The following is an 18,022-nucleotide window of genomic DNA, read 5'->3' as shown; positions in this document are numbered from 1 at the left end:
GCGTACTATTCAATTCGCGGAACAAAAGCTTAATAATTCCATTGAAAACGACTTGACTTTTGTATTTTTAACGAGAACAATGGAATTCATTGATAAGTAGTTACTGCTTGTTAATACGAAGGGGGCAAGTTTAAGGGGGGCTGCGGAAGATTCAATCTCGCGAGGCTTCTTGCTTTTACGGCTCGTGTGATTTTTTTTAATTGAAAGATGCTTTTTATGGCAACAGGTACAGTCAAGTGGTTCAACGATTCTAAAGGCTTCGGCTTTATCACTCCGGATGACGGCGGTGAAGATTTGTTCGCACACTTCTCGGCAATTCAAATGAACGGCTTCAAGACCCTCAAAGAAGGTCAAAAAGTACAGTTCGAAGTCACGCAAGGCCCTAAAGGCAAGCAAGCTTCCAACATCCAGGCTCCTTAATTCGTATTAAGTCGCTTTTGTAAAAAGCTCCTGTTTCGGCAGGAGCTTTTTTTATGCCTGCACCATTTGCGGACTGCATCTGCAGCAGGCAATAAAAAAGGCCGGCAACACAGCCCGGCCTTTCTTCAGCAAGAATCACCCGCTGAATTACATATTTTCGATTACCGCGTCACCGAAGCCGGAGCATGACACCTGCGTCGCGCCTTCCATCAGGCGCGCAAAGTCGTAAGTCACCTTCTTCGACGAAATCGTGGTTTGCATGGCCTCGATGATCAAGGCCGCCGCTTCGGTCCAGCCGATGTGGCGCAGCATCATTTCCGCCGACAGGATCAGTGAACCCGGATTGACGTAATCCTTGCCGGCATAGCGCGGCGAGGTGCCGTGGGTGGCTTCGAACATTGCCACGGAATCCGACATATTGGCGCCGGGAGCAATCCCGATGCCGCCCACCTGGGCCGCCAGCGCGTCCGAGATGTAGTCGCCGTTCAGGTTCATCGTTGCAATCACGCTGTACTCGGCGGGACGCAAGAGAATCTGCTGCATGAAGGCGTCGGCGATCACGTCCTTGACGATGATGTCGCGCCCGGTCTTCGGATTCTTGATCCTGATCCATGGACCGTCATCGATCACCACGCCGCCGAATTCCTTCTGCGCCAGGGCATAGGCCCAGTCGCGGAAGCTGCCTTCGGTGAACTTCATGATATTGCCCTTGTGGACAATCGTCACCGACGGCTTGTCATGGTCGATGGCGTACTGGATCGCCTTGCGCACCAGACGCTCGGTGCCTTCCTGCGACACTGGTTTGATGCCCAGGCTGGAGGTCTCAGGAAAGCGCAGCGTCTTGACACCCATTTCCTTGACGAGGAAGTCGATCAGCTTCTTGGCGCCGTCGGAGCCGGCCTGCCATTCGATGCCGGCGTAAATGTCTTCCGAGTTTTCGCGGAAGATGACCATGTTGGTTTTTTCAGGTTCGCGCAGCGGCGACGGCACGCCCTTGAAATAGCGCACCGGACGCAGGCAGACGTACAGGTCCAGCTGTTGGCGCAGCGACACGTTCAGGGAGCGGATGCCGCCGCCGACCGGCGTCGTCAGCGGGCCCTTGATGGACACCACGAATTCCTTGACCGCAGCGACGGTCTCTTCCGGCAACCAGACGTCGGCGCCGTACAGCTGCGTCGATTTTTCGCCGGCGTAGATTTCCATCCAGTTGATCTTGCGTTGGTCGCCGTAGGCCTTGGCGACTGCGGCATCCACAACCTTGAGCATGACAGGCGTGACATCGCGACCGGTGCCGTCGCCCTGGATGAACGGAATGATCGGATTGTCCGGGACGTTGAGGGAAAAGTCGGCGTTGACGGTAATCTTCTTACCTTCGGCCGGCACCTGAATGTGTTGATACATTACGGTCTCCGAGAATAGTGCGGAAAAGAGGGGAATTCGGCCTCGCTGCGGACATGGGCGAACGCGGACTTGTCGCGCGCAACATCGCAGCCTCGGGGCGATTAAATTCAGAGTCAAGTCTCATATAAGACATAAGACATTGATTTATATTATGCACGAGTATTTTACTGGACGTCATGTTTTTGCGACACTGACGCATGCCCCTCATTTTATTCAACAAACCCTATCAGGTAATGTGCCAGTTTTCGGCGCAGGATGACCGAGAAACGCTGGCCGACTACCTGGACATTCCCGACATCTACCCTGCCGGACGTCTCGACGCCGACAGCGAAGGATTGATGCTGTTGACCGATGACGGTGAATTGCAGCACGCCATCAGCCATCCCAAACGCAAGCAACCCAAGGTCTACCTGGTGCAGGTGGAAGGCACGCCCGATGCAAACAGCCTCGAGCGCCTGCGCAACCCGCTCGATCTCGGCGATTTCGTCACCCAGAAAAGTGAAGTCCGCCATGTGCAGGAACCGGCCTGGCTGTGGCCGCGCAATCCGCCCATCCGCGAACGCAAGAATCACCCGACCAGCTGGCTGACGATACAGATATCGGAGGGAAAGAATCGTCAGGTCCGCCGCATGACGGCGGCGGTCGGACTACCGACGTTGAGGCTGATCCGGATTGCCATCGGACCGTTTGCACTGGCGACCGATCCGCTGCTGCCGGGAGAGTGGAAAACCGTCGATCCTCAGGAATTCCGCCGCAATAGCTGACAAACTACTGACAAAACCGGCTTTTCAAAGACAGTCCGCAAAGAAATTTTGTTTTTTGGAATTTTTTGTCAACCAAGCCTTCGGCGCGTCGTTATTGGCAATGATTCACGAGAATCACCGTCTTCTTAACATGTTAAATTGAAGGACTGCAAAATGAAAAAATTGATCGCCGCTCTGATCGCTGGTCTGTTCGCCACTTCCGTGTTCGCACAAGCTGCAGCTCCTGCTGCCGCACCTGCTGATGCTCCTAAGGCTGAAGCTGCTGCACCGAAGGCTAAGAAGGCCAAGAAAGCCAAGAAGAGCCACAAGGCAAAGAAGGCTGCTCCAGCTGCTGACGCTGCCAAGTAATCTTGCTTTCGCATTGCTAAAAGGCAGGCTAGTCCTGCCTTTTTTCATGTCCGCTGCATTTGTCGGCTTCCTTTATAATCGCCGCATTCCGGCAGATTTCGGATCTGCAGTCGATTCCCATACAGCCACGTACATCCCATCATGCGTCGTCTCCTCCCTTTCGCCACCCTGCTCGCCACCCTCGCCGCTATTGCGGTCGCTCTGCCCGGCCAGGCCCAGCAGCTTCAGAAATTCCCGACCACCACGCTCAATGCCGGCCTGTACCTGATCAAGGCCGAAGTCGCCTCGACCGAAGCGCAGCGCGAGCAAGGCCTGATGTTCCGCGACAAGATGGGCGCCAATGAGGGCATGGTGTTCGCATTCGGCGCGCCGGCCGGCGTGTGCATGTGGATGAAGAATACGCTGATCCCCCTGTCGGTCGCCTTCATGGACGAAACCGGCAAGATCATCAATATCGAGGAAATGAAGGAACAGACGCTGGATTCGCATTGCGCGACCAAGCCGGCCACCTACGCCTTGGAAATGAACAAGGGCTGGTTCAAGCAAAAGAACATCAAACCCGGCACGGTCATCGAAGGCCTGCCGCGTTAAACGCCTGACAACAAGCCTGTGACGCCGGAAGCCGGCATCAAGGTGTCGCTACAGCCCCATGGCAGGCTTTCACATAGACGTCGCACCCGAATCAGCAATTTCTCACTGAACAACACCTGGAAATGCAAAAACCCGCCAAATCGCTTGGGCGGGTTGATGTTTTCGTGATGCTTGTGAATCGACATTGCTATCGATTCGACATTGCGCGGATCCTTGCCTGAGCAAAGATCCGGTCAGCAACAAGAATTAAGCAGCCAGTGCCTTCAGGGCAGCAGCCAGACGGCTCTTGTGGCGAGCAGCCTTGTTCTTGTGGATGATTTTCTTGTCAGCGATGCTGTCGATAGTCGAGACCGAAGCCTGGAACACGGAAGTCGCAGCAGCCTTGTCGCCTGCTTCGATCGCCTTGCGGACAGCCTTGATTGCTGTACGCAGCGTCGAACGCTGGCTGGAGTTGTGCGCGTTTTGCTTAACAGCTTGACGAGCACGTTTGCGTGCTTGTGCGGTATTTGCCATGAATAATTATCCTAAATCGAGATCGAGAGCATCGCAATCTTGATAACTTGCGAGGCGGAATTCTGTAAAGCCACGGATTATAACCATTTTTCATCAAACTGGCAAATACAGCCTGACTATCGCCAGCCGCCTGTTGCAAAAGAGGCTTAATTACCTATATGCAAGATTCAAGGCGAACGTTCTTTGCGCGTTCGCCTCCAACCGCGTCAGCCCTGCGGGAATCCCTTGCAAACCCGTGGCTCCCGCGAAAACGAAAGCTATAATGCCGTCCCATGAACTTGCATAAAACGCTTGCCACCGTTTCTGGCATGACGATGCTCTCCCGCATTACCGGTCTCGCAAGAGAAATCCTGTTCGCTCGCGCATTTGGCGCCTCGGCCTATACCGACGCCTTCAACGTCGCCTTCCGCATTCCCAACCTGTTGCGCCGGCTGTTTGCCGAAGGCGCCTTTTCGCAGGCCTTCGTACCCATCCTCGCCGAATACAAGAACCAGAAAGGCGACATCGCCACCAAACACCTGGTTGACCACGTCGCGACCGTGCTGATCTGGGTGATGGTCGCCACCAGCATTGCCGGCATCGTGGCCACGCCGCTGATCGTGTACTTCATCGCCACCGGGCTCAAGTACAACCAGGGCGCGTTCGAGGCCTCGGTGGTCATGACCCGCATCATGTTCCCCTACATTGGGTTCATGTCCTTCGTGGCGCTGGCCGGCGGCATCCTCAACACCTGGCGCGAATTCAAGATCCCGGCATTCACCTCGGTGCTGCTGAATGTGTCCTTTATCGTTGCGTCCCTGTTCGTCGCCCCTTACATGGACCAGCCGATCTACGCGATGGCGTTTGCGGTGTTCGTCGGCGGCGTGCTGCAAGTCGCGCTGCAGATTCCCGCGCTGATCAAGATCGGCATGCTGCCGCGCCTGTACCTCAATCCGATGATAGGCCTCTCCGACGAAGGCGTCCGGCGCGTGCTCAAGAAAATGGGCCCGGCGGTGTTCGCCGTCTCGGCCGCGCAGATCAGCCTGATGATCAACACCAATATCGCTTCGCGCCTGGCGCACGGCAGCGTGTCGTGGCTGTCGTACGCCGACCGCCTGATGGAATTCCCGACCGCCCTGCTAGGCGTGGCGCTCGGGACCATCCTGTTGCCCAGTCTGTCGAACGCGCATGCCGAAAACGACATGGCCGAATATTCGGCATTGCTGGACTGGGGCTTGCGCCTGACCTTTCTGCTGGCGCTGCCTTGCGCGGTGGGGCTGGCGACGCTGTCGGAGCCGCTGACCGCCACGCTGTTCCATTACGGCAAATTCGACACGGTCTCGGTCGACATGACCGGCCGCGCATTGATCGCTTACGGCGTCGGCTTGATCGGCCTGATCCTGGTGAAAATCCTGGCGCCCGGCTTCTATGCCAAACAGGACATCCGCACCCCGGTCAAGATCGCCATCGGCGTGCTGATCGCGACCCAGCTGATGAACTACATTTTCGTACCATGGATCGCGCATGCCGGCCTGGCCTTGTCGATCGGCCTGGGCGCCTGCCTGAACGCAGCGTTCCTGTTCTGGGGCCTGCGCCGCCGCAACATCTACACGCCGCAACCGGGCTGGCGCATGTTCCTGATCAAGCTGACCGGCGCGCTGTTCCTGCTCGGCGGCGTGGCGCTGGCGGTGGCGCGGCATTTCGACTGGATCGCCATGCGCGCCCATCCGGCAGAGCGCATCGGCGCCTTGCTGCTGGTGTTTGCGGCATGCGGCGTGGCGTATTTCGGCGCCTTGATGGCGATGGGATTCCGATTCCGCGACTTCAAGCGCATCGGTCGCTGAGAGCGTACCTGGCCGCTGCAATGTTGCGTTGATGCTCCATTGCCAGCCAAACATTTCACAAGCGCGCATATTTTGATAGCATGTTCAACATATGACGCTTACACCGCTCGAATATTTTTCTTCGCTGGTTCGTCAAGACGATTCGATTCCGCTTTTTGAATCGGCTCTGGCGCTGGGGCAAGATGCGCACCCCGATCTGGATTTGTCCGCGTGCCAGATCGAGATGGATACCCTGGCGCTCAAGTTGAAGCAGCGTCTGTCCTCGGATGCATCGCATATCCAAAAATTGCGGATGCTCAACCACTTCTTTTTCCAGGAGCTGGCGTTCGCCGGCAACATCAACAATTATTACGATCCCGACAACAGCTACATCCATCGCGTGCTGACGTCGCGCCGCGGCATTCCGATTTCGCTGGCGGTGGTGTACATGGAGTTGGGACAGCAGATCGGCCTGAACATGAAGGGCATTTCCTTCCCCGGCCATTTCCTGATGAAGCTGTCGGTGCAATCGGGTGACATCGTGCTCGACCCGATGAACGGCGCCAGCCTGTCGCGTGAAGAATTGGAAGAACGCCTCGAGCCTTATCTCGAGCAACAGGAATATGGCGACGAGTTGCCGCTGGCGGCATATCTGCGCGCCGCCCATCCGCGCGAAATCCTGACTCGCATGCTGCGCAACCTGAAAGCCATCTACACCGACTCCCAACGCTGGCAGGGTGTGCTTGAAGTACAGGAACGCCTGGTGATCTTGTTGCCGGATGAAATTACCGAACGTCGTGATCGCGGCCTGGCCTACGCCAACCTGGCTGAACCGCAGGCGGCGCTGGACGATCTGGAGGCTTACCTGGCCTTGCGTCCCGATGCGGAAGACGCCGACAGCATGCGTGAAAGGCTGCCGGAACTGCGTCACGCCAGCAGGCGCCCCAACTGAAGTTGGAGACGCCAGCCTCGCGTCACTGACTACTGACTACTGACTACTGACTACTGACTACTGACTACTGACTACTGACTACTGACTACTGACTACTGACTACTGACTACTGCTTACCCCTTCGAACGCGCTTCAATCACTTCCCAGCGTTCGAGATTTTCCAGCAACAAACCGTCGATTTCAGCGAAACGCGCATTCAGGCGTCCCGCTTCGTCCCCGCCCGCCTTGTACAGATCCGGATCAGCCAGCTTGGCGGAAATCGCCGTCTGCTCTTCTTCCAGTTGCGCGATCAGCTTCGGCAGCTCTTCGAGTTCGCGCTGCTCCTTGTAGCTGAGCTTCTTCGGCTTGGCGACGGCAGGCGCCGCCACCGGCAATTCCGCCGGTTTGGATTCAGCCTTGGCGTCCGCCTTCTTCGCGCTCGCCTGGGAGCTGGCGCGCACGCGCTCCCAGTCGCTGTAACCGCCGACATATTCCTTCCAGACGCCATCGCCTTCGGACGCAATCACTTGCGTGACGACGTTGTCGAGGAAGGTCCGGTCATGGCTCACCAGGAAGACCGTGCCTTCGTAATCCTCCAGCAACTCTTCCAGCAGTTCGAGCGTGTCGATGTCCAGATCATTGGTCGGTTCATCGAGCACCAGTACGTTGGCCGGCTTGGCGAACAGGCGCGCCAGCAACAGGCGGTTGCGCTCGCCACCGGACAGGGTGCGCACCGGCGAACGGGCGCGTTCCGGCGCGAACAGGAAGTCGCCCAGATACGTCATCACGTGGCGGCGCTGGCCGTTGACTTCCACCCAGTCGCTGCCCGGGGCGATGGTGTCGGCCAGGGTGGCTTCTTCATTGAGCTGGGTGCGCATCTGGTCGAAGTACGCCACCTGCAATTTGGTGCCTTGGCGGACGGTGCCGGTGTCGGCGGTTTCTTCGCCGAGGATCAGCTTGAGCAGCGTGGTCTTGCCGGCGCCGTTCTGGCCGATCAGGCCGACCTTGTCGCCGCGCATGAGGATGCCGCTGAAATCGCGCACGATGGTCTTGGCGCCGTAGGACTTGCTGACGTTTTCGAGTTCCGCCACGATCTTGCCGGAACGCTCGCCGGACGACACTTCCAGCTTGACCTGCCCCTGCCGGTCACGGCGCGCGCTACGTTCGAGACGCAAGGATTCGAGCCGGCGTACGCGGCCTTCGTCACGCGTGCGGCGCGCCTTGACGCCTTTGCGGATCCAGACTTCTTCCTGCGCCAGGAATTTGTCGAACTTGGCGTTCTCGACTTCTTCGTTATCCAGCAACTCTTCCTTGCGGCCCTGGTAGGTGCTGAAGTTGCCCGGGAAGGACAACAGCTTGCCGCGGTCGAGTTCGATGATGCGGGTGGCGACGTTGTCGAGGAAGCTGCGATCATGGGTGACGAACAGCACGCTGCCCTTGTAGTCGCGCAGCAGGCCTTCGAGCCACAGGATGGAGCCGAAATCCAGATGGTTGGTCGGCTCGTCCAGCAGCAGCACGTCAGGAGCGCCGACCAAACCGCAGGCCAACGCCACGCGCTTTTGCATGCCGCCCGACAGTTCACCGATGAGGGCTTCGCCCTTGAGGTTGAGCTTGTCGAGCGTGGTCTCGACCTTGTTGTTCAGGCTCCAGGCGTCGGCCGCATCGAGGACCAGCTGGATGTCGTGCATGCGCTCCATGAGCGCTTCGTCGTTGTCGCCGCCGAACTGGCCGGTCAGCGATTCGTATTCGGCCAGCAACGCCGGCAACTCACCGAGGCCGGAAGCGACCGCGTTAAAGATCGTCATCTCGGCAGGGAAATGCGGCTCCTGATCAACGTAGGCGATTTTCAGGCCCTGCTGCATGACCAGCAGACCATCGTCGAGCTTGGAAACGGCGGCGATGATTTTCAGCAAGGACGACTTGCCTGTGCCGTTGCGGCCGATCAGGCCGATGCGCTCCCCGGTTTCGAGAGAAAATTCCGCATGGTCGAGGAGCGGGACGTGTCCGAATGCGAGCTGCGCATTGGAGAGGGAGATGACTGCCATAAGTATGCCGAGGGATGAGATCGAAGGTCGGGGCGGGAATGCCTTTGCCGCGACTCAATTAAAGAAGAAAGACCGCATTGTACCGATTGCGCGCGATGATGGTGTATCTATGCTGCGTATGGACGCCATCTGCACATGATCGGCTGTTGCGGTCAACGCAATCCATTACCTTTGAACAACAAACGATGCGGATTATGGGTTGATTTGATGTTTTTTTATTACGACCACGCACCGAAAAGGGCCCCTGCATACATTTGGAAACACAATCGTCGCGTCGATCGGCCGCAGATCGGCTGTCGCGCCCGGCCCATGTTGTAAGATACGGCACGCCCTTCACTACGAAGCCGTTTCAAGATCAAGCTGGCGCACACCACACCGCCTGACTTTGCGACGGTTTCCTACAATAACCATGCGCTTCAACTCTCGTTTGCACCACCTTTCGCGTCAACGCGGCTTCCTCAATCCCAACATCGCCAAGTTCCTTGCCTTCTCGGTGCTCGGCCTCGTCATCATTGGCGCGCTGATCATCGCTTATGCACTGATCTTCATCAATCCGCGCCTGCCGTCGCTGGACGTGATCACTGACTACCGTCCGAAGATCCCGCTGCGCATCTACTCCGCAGACAACGTGCTGCTCGGTGAATTCGGCGAGGAGAAGCGCAGTCTGGTCAAGCTCGACGACATCCCGGCCAACATGAAGAATGCTGTGCTGGCGATCGAGGACAACCGTTTCTATCAGCACGGCGGCATCGACTACATCGGCATCGCGCGCGCCATCGCCACCGACGTGGTGCGCGGCCACGCCAGCCAGGGCGCCAGCACAATCACCATGCAGGTGGCCCGCAACGTGTTCCTGACCAAGGAAAAAACCGTCTCGCGCAAACTGTATGAAGTGCTGCTGGCCAACAAGATCGAAGCGGCGCTGAGCAAGGACCAGATCCTTGAGGTGTACATGAACCAGATCTACCTGGGTCAGCGCGCCTTCGGTTTCGCGGCGGCGGCGCGCACCTATTTCGGCAAGGACATCAAGGACATCACGCTGGCCCAGGCCGCGATGCTGGCCGGCCTGCCGAAGGCGCCGTCGGCCTACAATCCGATCGTCAACCCCAAGCGTGCGCATATTCGCCAGCAGTACATCCTGCAACGCATGCTCGACCTCGAATACATCACGCAGAAGGAATACGACGCGGCCGTCAAGGAAGACATCCAGGTGCGCGCTCCCGGCAACCAGTACAACGTCCACGCCGAATACGTGAATGAAATGGTACGCCAGATGGTGTACGCCCAGTACAAGGAAGACACCTACACCCACGGCATCACCGTCACCACCACCATCAACGCCGCCGACCAGAAGGCCGCCTACGATGCAGTGCGCAAGGGTGTGATGGATTACGACCGCCGTCACGGCTATCGCGGTCCGGAAGAAACCATCGAGCTGCCGTCGAAGGAGGACGAGCGCGCCCAGGCCATCGACGACGCCATGGACGACTATCCCGATAACGACGACATCCTCGCCGCCGTCGTGGTGTCGGCCGATCCGAAACAGATCCAGGCGGTAATCCGCAGCGGCGACAAAATCACACTATCGGGCGACACGCTCAAGTTCGTGGCCGCCGCGCTCGGCCCCAAGGCCAAGAAGGAAATCCGCATCGCTCCCGGCGCGGTGATCCGCGTCATGCAGGACGGCAAGAAGAACTGGCAGATCGTGCAGCTGCCTGAAGTGGAAGCCACGCTGGTATCGGTGACGCCGCAGAACGGCGCCATCCGCGCGCTGGTGGGCGGCTTCGATTTCACGCAGAACAATTTCAACCACGTCACGCAAGCCTGGCGCCAGCCCGGCTCGACGTTCAAGCCATTTATTTATTCCGCGGCGCTGGAAAAAGGTTTTGCGCCGGCTTCCATCATCAATGACTCTCCGGTGTCTTACCCGGCCGGCAACGGCCAGCCGAACTGGGAGCCGAAGGACGACGATCCGCCGGCCGGCCCGATGGCGATGCGCACCGCGTTGCAGAAATCGGTCAACCTGGTCGCCATCCGCACGCTTGACGCGATCGGCGTGAAGTATGCGCAGGACTTCATCACGCAGCACTTCGGCTTCGATACCGACAAGGTGCCGCCGTATCTGCCGATGGCGCTGGGCGCGGGCCAGACCACGCCGCTGCAACTGGCTTCGGCGTATGCGATCTTCGCCAACGGCGGCTACAAGATCAATCCTTATCTGATCACGCAGATCACCGACGCACGCGGCAAGGTGCTGTCCAAGGCTGAGCCGCTGATCGTCGGCAGCAATGCCCCGCGCGCGATCGATGAGCGCAACAGCTACATCATGACCAGCCTGCTGCAATCGGTGGCCCAGCGCGGTACCGGCGCCCGCAGCAACTCGCTCAAGCGCACCGACCTGGCCGGCAAGACCGGTACCACCAATGACGCCTTCGACGGCTGGTTCGCCGGTTATCAGCGCACATTGACGACGGTGGTGTGGATGGGTTACGACCAGCCCAAGAGCCTGGGCAGCAAGGAATTCGGTGCGCAGCTGGCGTTGCCGATCTGGGTCGACTACATGGGCGTGGCGCTGCGCGGAACGCCGCAGTCCGACACGCCGGCACCGGCCGGGATTCGCTTCATCGACGGCGAGCCGTACTATGAGAACTTCACGCCGGGCAACGGTTTCGTCGCCTCGCTGGGCGTTGAAGGCGGCGGCGTGGTCGATGCACTGTCGAACTTCTTCGGCTGGTCGAAGAATCCGAATTCGGAAACCCAGGCGCCTTCGTCCGGCCCCGCACCGTCTCCGCAAGAGAAGGCCAGGGACAACCTGTATCAGGGGCATTGAGCCGCAACTGATCCGCACTGATCCGATCGCCCAAAGAAAAAAGCGCAGAAGAAAAATCTTCTGCGCTTTTTTTGTCTGGCGCCCCCGACACGGATCGAACGTGTGACCTATCCCTTCGTACCACTATGGCTTTCGCCACCAAGAGCCTTGTTTGTGGTCTGGACTATACCTTGGCCATGGACTTGCAACTTGCAGCCTGCAGGCCGGAGCCGTCTAGTCTCTACACCTTCCGCATCATGAGGTCCGATGCGGCTTGGCTCGGTATTGCCAGCAGCCGCTTGCAGGAAAACAAGCGCTGTCAGGGTTCACCGAATTTGACTCCATTCACGCGGCGCCTTTCGGATGCCGGTGCCCAATTGTATTTAGGAGGGGATCGCTCTATCCACTGAGCTACGGGGGCGTGGTCGCTATTGTAACGGCTGCGGAGGTGGAAGGAAAGTTCGGCGGGGCAGATCAGGATCAGGCCTTGCGGCCTTCAAACCAGTTCTGATCCAGGCACAAACGCAATTGCATGCGCGCGCGGTACAACAGGACGCTGCAGTTGCCGGCGGTGATCTTCAGTTCCTTGCAGATTTCGCTAATCTCGAATTCGAACAGCTCGCGCATCGAAAACACGCGCGCCATCACCGGCGTCAGCTTGTTCAGGCAAAAATCCATGATGTCGAAGAACTGCGCCTGCTGCAGCGTTTCGGCAGGATTGCCCCAGTCGGCCGGCGCTTCGGCCCAATGGCCGGTATCGTCGAACAGGACGTCAAAGTCGCCGGGATCGCCGATTTCCGCCGGGCCGGCCTGGACGTATTTCTTTTCCTTGCGCAATACGTCGACGATCTTGTGCTTGAGGATGCCCACCAGCCAGGTGCGCAGCGCGGATTTGCCCGAATAGCCGGCCGGGTTCTGCAACGCAGCCAACAGGGTTTCCTGGGCCGCATCCTCGGCAGCGTCCTCCTGCAAATGCAGGCGAGCGAACCGCACCAGCATGCTGCGCTCGGCAACGACGGCCTGTTCGAAAGACTTGTCGCTCATGGTTGGGTTTTGCCTTTGCTCATTGCTTGCTCATTGATCTGTACTGCAACAGCCCGTACTGTACTTCGATTTTCGTATAACGGGTGTGCAGGCATGATAAAGGGCCGCTCCGTTACAATGCAATCACCGCGCGATCATTCGACTCCGTCGCCCGATCAGCTCGCCTCATATAACTTACAACGAGACTATATGGCCAGCCTTACGCTTTCATCCGCTTGGCGCGTTGCACGCGTCGCACTATTGACGCTGTCGACGCTCTGGATTGCCGCGACTGCCCCTGTCCAAGCGCAGCAATTACCCGACACCATTGCCCAGCGGGTGGCCGCCTGTACCGCCTGCCACGGCAAGGAAGGCCGCGCTTCCAGCGACGGCTACTACCCCCGTATCGCCGGTAAGCCGGAAGGCTATCTCTACAATCAGCTGACCAACTTTCGAGACGGCCACCGCCAGTATCCGCTGATGACGTATCTGCTTGATCATTTATCGGACGCTTACCTGCACGAAATCGCCGCCTACTTTTCCGCCCAGCATCCGCCCTATCCGGCGCCGCAACAGGTGGAAGCGACACCGGCCGTGCTGGAACGCGGGCGCGCGCTGGTCATGAACGGCGACAGCAGCAAGAAAGTGCCGGCCTGCATCGCCTGCCACGGACAGGCCCTGACCGGCGTGGCGCCGGCGGTGCCCGGCCTGATCGGTCTGCCGCGCGATTACATCAACTCGCAATTCGGCGCTTGGAAAAACGGTGTACGCAAAGCCAAAGCACCGGATTGCATGGCGCAGATCACGCAACGCTTGTCGCTGGAAGACATCAACGCCGCCAGCAGCTGGCTGGCCGCGCAGACGGTTCCGGAAGGCGCGCGTCCGGCCCCCGCAACAACAGTCAGGTTGCCGCTGCCCTGCGGCAGCGTGGCGGAATAAGGAACACGCCATGAGATCCATCAAACGTATCCTGCTGGCGCTGCTGTTGCTGGTCATCGCGGTGCCGGCCGTCATCATCGGCGCCGAATTCATCGATCGCGAGGACGCCGAAAGCGCGGCGACCGCACCGCCATCTTCGCCGGCCACCGAACAACAGATCGCGCGCGGTGCTTACCTCGCGCGTGCCGGCGATTGCATGGCCTGCCACACCGCGCGCGGCGGCCAGCCTTATGCGGGCGGGCGGGCCATCCCGACGCCATTCGGCACCATGTACGCACCCAACATCACCGCCGACAAGGAAACCGGTCTGGGCTCCTGGAGCGCGAACGATTTCTGGCGCGCACTGCATCACGGCAAGTCGAAGGACGGCAGTTTCCTCTACCCGGCCTTCCCGTACACCAACTACACCAAGATCACGCGCGAGGATTCCAATGCCTTGTTCGCCTACATGCAGACCGTGACGCCGGTGCGCCAGGCCAGCCAGGAACATGCGCTGCGCTTTCCATACAACAATCGCATCCTGCTGGCCGGCTGGCGCGCGCTGTACTTCACCCCGGGCGCCTATCGCGCCGACAGCGGGCAATCGGTGGAATGGAACCGCGGCGCCTACCTGGTGCAGGGACTGGGCCATTGCAGCGCCTGCCACACCACGCGCAACGCCTTCGGCGCGACAGTCGCCAAGTCCGACCTGGGCGGCGGCTTGATCCCGATCATGAACTGGTACGCACCCTCGCTGACCTCGGACGCCGAAGCAGGCCTCGGTAACTGGGAGCTGCAACACATCACGGCGCTGCTGAAAACCGGCGTATCGCCGCGCAGCACCGTATTCGGCCCGATGGCGGAAGTCGTCAGCCGCAGCTTGCAGCATCTCGACGACAGCGACATCCAGGCCATGGCGGTCTATCTGAAGTCGTTACCGCAAAACGATCCACCGCCCGCGCTCGACACGCCGCAACCGGACAAGGGCGCGGCAGATCGCGTGATGCAGGCGGGTGCGAAGATCTATGAACAGCATTGTGCCGAATGCCACAAGGCCGACGGTAAGGGCATCACGCCGGCTTATCCGCCGATGAGCGGCAACCGTGCATTGACCATGGGCTCGGCCGTGAATCCGATCCGGATGGTGCTCAACGGCGGCTTCCCGCCGTCAACCGAAGGCAACCCGCGCCCGTACGGGATGCCGCCATTCGGGCAAATGCTCAATGACCAGGAAGTGGCGGCGGTAGTGTCGTACGTCCGGAACAGCTGGGAAAATCGCGCGGGCTTTGTGTCGCCGCAAGAAGTGAATCGCAACCGTTCAATCCCATTGGATTGACGGTGCAGCGACGGCAGTGTGCGCCGTCGCGGAAGTGGTTCGGCTATTTGTCTTCCATGCTGAGCTTGTAGCCCATGCCACGGACGGTCTTGACGTAATCGGCGGCGGCGCCCAGCGATTTGCGCAGACGCATGATATGGACGTCGACGGTGCGCTCTTCGATGAAGGTGTGATCGCCCCAGACTTTGTCCAGTAACTGTGCCCGCGAAAAGATGCGCTCGGGATGCGCCACCAGGTAACGCAGCAGTTTGAATTCGGCCTGGTCCAACTCGACCTCCTGCTGACCGATCGTCACGCGATGGCGTTCGGTATCGATGCCGACCAATCCGTAAGCCAGGCTCTGCTGTCCGACTTCCGGCGCCTTGCGGCGCAGCAGCGCCTGTACACGCGCCACCAGTTCCTTCGGTGAAAACGGTTTGGTGACGTAGTCGTCGGCGCCCTCATTGAGTCCCTTGACCTTGTCTTCTTCCATGCCCTTGGCGGTCAGCATGATCACCGGCAAAGCTGCCGTGCGGGCATCGCGACGCCATTCACTGAGCAATCCCAGGCCGGAGGTGTCGGGCAGCATCCAGTCCAGCAACACCAGATGCGGTAGAGCGTCGGCGATCAACTTGCGCGCCTGCGCCGCGTCGCTGGCGATGGACGTGATGAATCCTGCTCCTTGCATGGTGAACCGCAGCAGCTCGGCGATGCTGGGCTCGTCTTCGACTAACAGGATGTGTAACTGGTCTTTTGACATTCGCGGATATGTTTGACTTGTCATGGGCGACGCCGGTGCAGCGCATTCGCGAGCAGCAGCCCTTCCCGGCTCCTGCTCTGCACTGATGTGTCGCGTCAGGCCGTTACTTTATCAGCAATCCGTCTTGCCATCGTCTGCGCGACTTCCGCCTGCTGCGCTTCGACCATGACCCGGATCAGCGGCTCGGTGCCGGAAGGCCGGATCAGTACGCGGCCGCTGTCGCCCAACGCCTTTTCGACGGCGTCCTTCTCGGCTTGCATGCCGGAATTGGTTTTCCAGTCGAAACCAGCCGGGATCTTCACATTGATGAGTACTTGCGGATACAGGCGGATGTCGGCAGTCATGTCCGCCAGGCTCATACTGGCGCGCTTGAGCGCGGACAACACCTGCAGCGCCGAGACGATGCCGTCGCCGGTGGTGTGCTTGTCCAGGCACAGCAAATGGCCCGAGCCTTCGCCGCCCAGCAGCCAGCCGCGTTCCTGCAAGGTTTCCAGCACGTAGCGGTCACCCACTTTGGCACGGGCGAAGCCGATGCCCATGTTCTTGAAAGCGACTTCCAGCGCCATATTGGTCATCAGCGTGCCGACTGCGCCCGGCACCGGGCCGGTAGCAAGACGATCCTTGACCATCACGTACAGCAGCTCGTCGCCGTTGTAGATGCGGCCCGTCGCGTCGACCATCACCAGCCGGTCCGCGTCGCCGTCGAGAGCGATGCCGACGTGTGCCTTGTTGGCCAGCACGGATCGGGACAAAGCCTCCGGCGCTGTCGCGCCAAAACCTTCATTGATGTTGAGGCCATTGGGCTGGTTGCCGATGGTGATGACTTCAGCGCCGAGTTCATGAAACACGTGCGGTGCGATATGGTAAGCGGCGCCGTGCGCGCAATCGACCACGATACGCATGCCATGCAGATCGAGGTCGTTTGGGAAAGTGCCCTTGCAGAATTCAATGTAACGGCCCTGGGCGTCATCCAGACGCTTGGCCTTGCCGAGCTTTTCGGAAGACGCGCAGCCCATGGGTTGCTCGAGTTCCGCTTCAATCTCGGCTTCCACTGCATCGGCCAGCTTGTTGCCCGAGGCCGAGAAAAACTTGATGCCGTTGTCGTGATACGGATTGTGCGAAGCCGAAATCACCACGCCGGCCGACAGCCTCAAGGCGCGCGTCAGATACGCCACCGCCGGGGTCGGCACCGGACCGGCCAGCATCACGTCCACTCCGGCGGCGGCAAAGCCGGCTTCCAGGGCAGCTTCCAGCATGTAGCCGGAAATCCGCGTGTCCTTGCCGATCAGCACCGTCGGTTTGGCCGAGGATGACCACTTCTTGGTCAACACCTTGCCGGCGGCATAGCCGAGACGCATCACGAAATCGGGCGTGATCGGCGCCGTTCCCACACGTCCGCGCACGCCATCGGTACCAAAATATTTTGCAGCCATGATTCTGAGCTCTCTCTTGTCAGGTATTTTTATAAATTGTTTTCATGCCGTGGCGGCCATGCCGGCCTGCCACACATTGAGCGCGTCGACGGTCTCCGCGACGTCATGCACACGGATGATCATCGCACCTTGCGCCGCCGCTGCCAAGGCCGCGCCAAGACTGCCGGCCAGACGCTGGTCGAGCGGCTTGCCGGTGATCGCGCCGATCATGGATTTGCGTGACATACCGGCCAGCAGCGGCAGGTCAAGCGTCTCGATCATCCGGCGCGTGTTCCGCAGCAGGTCGTAATTGTGCTCGACGCTCTTGCCGAAGCCGAAGCCGGGATCGATGCAGATGCGGTCATGTTGCACGCCCGCGGCGCGCAAGGCAACGACACGCTCCTGCAAGAAAGCCACAACCTCCTGCACCACGTCGCCATAGCTCGGCTGCTGCTGCATGGTCTGCGGATCACCTTGCATATGCATGATGCACAGCCCGGCCGCGCTGTCCTTGACGGCGTCAATGGCGCCGGGAGCGCGGAAACCATTGATGTCGTTGATCATGTCCACTTCGGCGATCAACGCCTCGCGCATGACTTCGGGCTTGTAGGTATCGATCGACAGCGGTTTGCCGCAATCGCGCAAGGCGTAAATCACCGGCATCACGCGCCGCAGCTCTTCATCCAACGGCACCGGCGGAATGCCGGGACGCGTGGATTCGCCGCCGATGTCGATGATGTCGACGCCGTCGGCGATCATCTGCTCGGCATGCGACAGCGCGAACTCCAGCGCGGAATAGCTGCCACCGTCAGAAAAGGAATCGGGGGTGACGTTCAGGATACCCATGACCAGAGGCCTGCGCCCCGGTGCAACGGGAAGGCGGTAGCGCCCGCATTGTAAAAAGTGTTGGCTCATTGAAGCTGCATCGTTTTCAAACCTGGCGCCCAAGGTGTCCGAGGTGCCCGCAGGC

At 59.6% G+C, this 18,022-nt stretch carries 16 protein-coding genes; 9 read left to right on the top strand and 7 right to left on the bottom strand.

Going from position 1 to position 18,022, the window contains the following annotated elements:
- The first annotated feature begins 216 nt into the window (after nucleotides 1-216).
- Nucleotides 217-420: a cold-shock protein gene (locus ACIROY_RS16040; protein WP_009665919.1), complete on the top strand. Its 204-nt coding sequence runs from the start codon at nucleotides 217-219 to the stop codon at nucleotides 418-420.
- A 147-nt stretch (nucleotides 421-567) separates the two neighbouring features.
- On the opposite strand, the gene icd is transcribed toward ACIROY_RS16040, so the two are convergent.
- On the bottom strand, nucleotides 568-1,821 hold the full coding sequence (gene icd / locus ACIROY_RS16035) for an NADP-dependent isocitrate dehydrogenase (RefSeq protein WP_402342397.1): 1,254 nt from the start codon (nucleotides 1,819-1,821) through the stop codon (nucleotides 568-570).
- A 197-nt stretch (nucleotides 1,822-2,018) separates the two neighbouring features.
- Here icd and ACIROY_RS16030 point away from each other — a divergent pair, with 197 nt between their 5' ends.
- From ACIROY_RS16030 to ACIROY_RS16020, 3 genes are all read left to right on the top strand, one after another.
- Entirely contained in the window at nucleotides 2,019-2,585 is a 567-nt protein-coding gene (locus tag ACIROY_RS16030; protein ID WP_402342395.1) for a pseudouridine synthase, read from the top strand.
- Between the two features lie 153 nt (nucleotides 2,586-2,738).
- A complete protein-coding gene (locus ACIROY_RS16025) occupies nucleotides 2,739-2,933 on the top strand; it encodes a hypothetical protein (protein WP_116435334.1) in 195 nt (64 codons plus the stop codon).
- Between the two features lie 141 nt (nucleotides 2,934-3,074).
- On the top strand, nucleotides 3,075-3,524 hold the full coding sequence (locus ACIROY_RS16020) for a DUF192 domain-containing protein (protein WP_402342393.1): 450 nt from the start codon (nucleotides 3,075-3,077) through the stop codon (nucleotides 3,522-3,524).
- Nucleotides 3,525-3,770: 246 nt separating this feature from the next.
- Here the strand turns inward: ACIROY_RS16020 and rpsT are convergent, their stop codons facing one another.
- On the bottom strand, nucleotides 3,771-4,037 hold the full coding sequence (gene rpsT / locus ACIROY_RS16015) for a 30S ribosomal protein S20 (RefSeq protein ID WP_034294187.1): 267 nt from the start codon (nucleotides 4,035-4,037) through the stop codon (nucleotides 3,771-3,773).
- A gap of 272 nt (nucleotides 4,038-4,309) precedes the next feature.
- On the opposite strand from rpsT, the gene murJ reads away from it, so the two are divergent.
- Together murJ and ACIROY_RS16005 are read left to right on the top strand one after the other, a co-directional pair.
- Entirely contained in the window at nucleotides 4,310-5,860 is a 1,551-nt protein-coding gene (gene murJ, locus ACIROY_RS16010) for a murein biosynthesis integral membrane protein MurJ (RefSeq protein ID WP_402276167.1), read from the top strand.
- Between the two features lie 91 nt (nucleotides 5,861-5,951).
- Complete coding sequence (locus tag ACIROY_RS16005) at nucleotides 5,952-6,791, top strand: SirB1 family protein (protein ID WP_402342392.1); 840 nt, start codon at nucleotides 5,952-5,954, stop codon at nucleotides 6,789-6,791.
- A 113-nt stretch (nucleotides 6,792-6,904) separates the two neighbouring features.
- On the opposite strand, the gene ACIROY_RS16000 is transcribed toward ACIROY_RS16005, so the two are convergent.
- On the bottom strand, nucleotides 6,905-8,815 hold the full coding sequence (locus ACIROY_RS16000) for an ATP-binding cassette domain-containing protein (protein WP_402342390.1): 1,911 nt from the start codon (nucleotides 8,813-8,815) through the stop codon (nucleotides 6,905-6,907).
- 409 nt (nucleotides 8,816-9,224) lie between these two features.
- Here ACIROY_RS16000 and ACIROY_RS15995 point away from each other — a divergent pair, with 409 nt between their 5' ends.
- Nucleotides 9,225-11,645, top strand: coding sequence for a penicillin-binding protein 1A (locus ACIROY_RS15995; protein WP_402276160.1), 2,421 nt, complete (start codon nucleotides 9,225-9,227; stop codon nucleotides 11,643-11,645).
- Between the two features lie 459 nt (nucleotides 11,646-12,104).
- On the opposite strand, the gene ACIROY_RS15990 is transcribed toward ACIROY_RS15995, so the two are convergent.
- A complete protein-coding gene (locus ACIROY_RS15990; RefSeq protein WP_402276158.1) occupies nucleotides 12,105-12,668 on the bottom strand; it encodes a sigma-70 family RNA polymerase sigma factor in 564 nt (187 codons plus the stop codon).
- A gap of 189 nt (nucleotides 12,669-12,857) precedes the next feature.
- On the opposite strand from ACIROY_RS15990, the gene ACIROY_RS15985 reads away from it, so the two are divergent.
- Both ACIROY_RS15985 and ACIROY_RS15980 read left to right on the top strand, forming a co-directional pair.
- Nucleotides 12,858-13,586: a c-type cytochrome gene (locus ACIROY_RS15985; protein ID WP_402276156.1), complete on the top strand. Its 729-nt coding sequence runs from the start codon at nucleotides 12,858-12,860 to the stop codon at nucleotides 13,584-13,586.
- A gap of 19 nt (nucleotides 13,587-13,605) precedes the next feature.
- Nucleotides 13,606-14,901, top strand: coding sequence for a c-type cytochrome (locus ACIROY_RS15980; protein ID WP_402276986.1), 1,296 nt, complete (start codon nucleotides 13,606-13,608; stop codon nucleotides 14,899-14,901).
- A 43-nt stretch (nucleotides 14,902-14,944) separates the two neighbouring features.
- On the opposite strand, the gene phoB is transcribed toward ACIROY_RS15980, so the two are convergent.
- From phoB to folP, 3 genes are all read right to left on the bottom strand, one after another.
- On the bottom strand, nucleotides 14,945-15,640 hold the full coding sequence (gene phoB, locus ACIROY_RS15975) for a phosphate regulon transcriptional regulator PhoB (RefSeq protein WP_402276984.1): 696 nt from the start codon (nucleotides 15,638-15,640) through the stop codon (nucleotides 14,945-14,947).
- Nucleotides 15,641-15,735: 95 nt separating this feature from the next.
- Nucleotides 15,736-17,073, bottom strand: coding sequence for a phosphoglucosamine mutase (glmM, locus tag ACIROY_RS15970; RefSeq protein ID WP_402342388.1), 1,338 nt, complete (start codon nucleotides 17,071-17,073; stop codon nucleotides 15,736-15,738).
- A 42-nt stretch (nucleotides 17,074-17,115) separates the two neighbouring features.
- Nucleotides 17,116-17,967, bottom strand: coding sequence for a dihydropteroate synthase (folP, locus tag ACIROY_RS15965; protein WP_402342386.1), 852 nt, complete (start codon nucleotides 17,965-17,967; stop codon nucleotides 17,116-17,118).
- Between the last annotated feature and the right edge of the window lie 55 nt (nucleotides 17,968-18,022).

The sequence above is a fragment of the Herbaspirillum sp. NPDC101396 genome, assembly GCF_044767365.1.
In the GTDB taxonomy this organism is placed as follows: Bacteria; Pseudomonadota; Gammaproteobacteria; order Burkholderiales; family Burkholderiaceae_D; genus Herbaspirillum.
The sequence above is the reverse complement of the archived record's forward strand: the minus strand, read 5'-3'. Positions and strand labels throughout refer to the sequence as shown.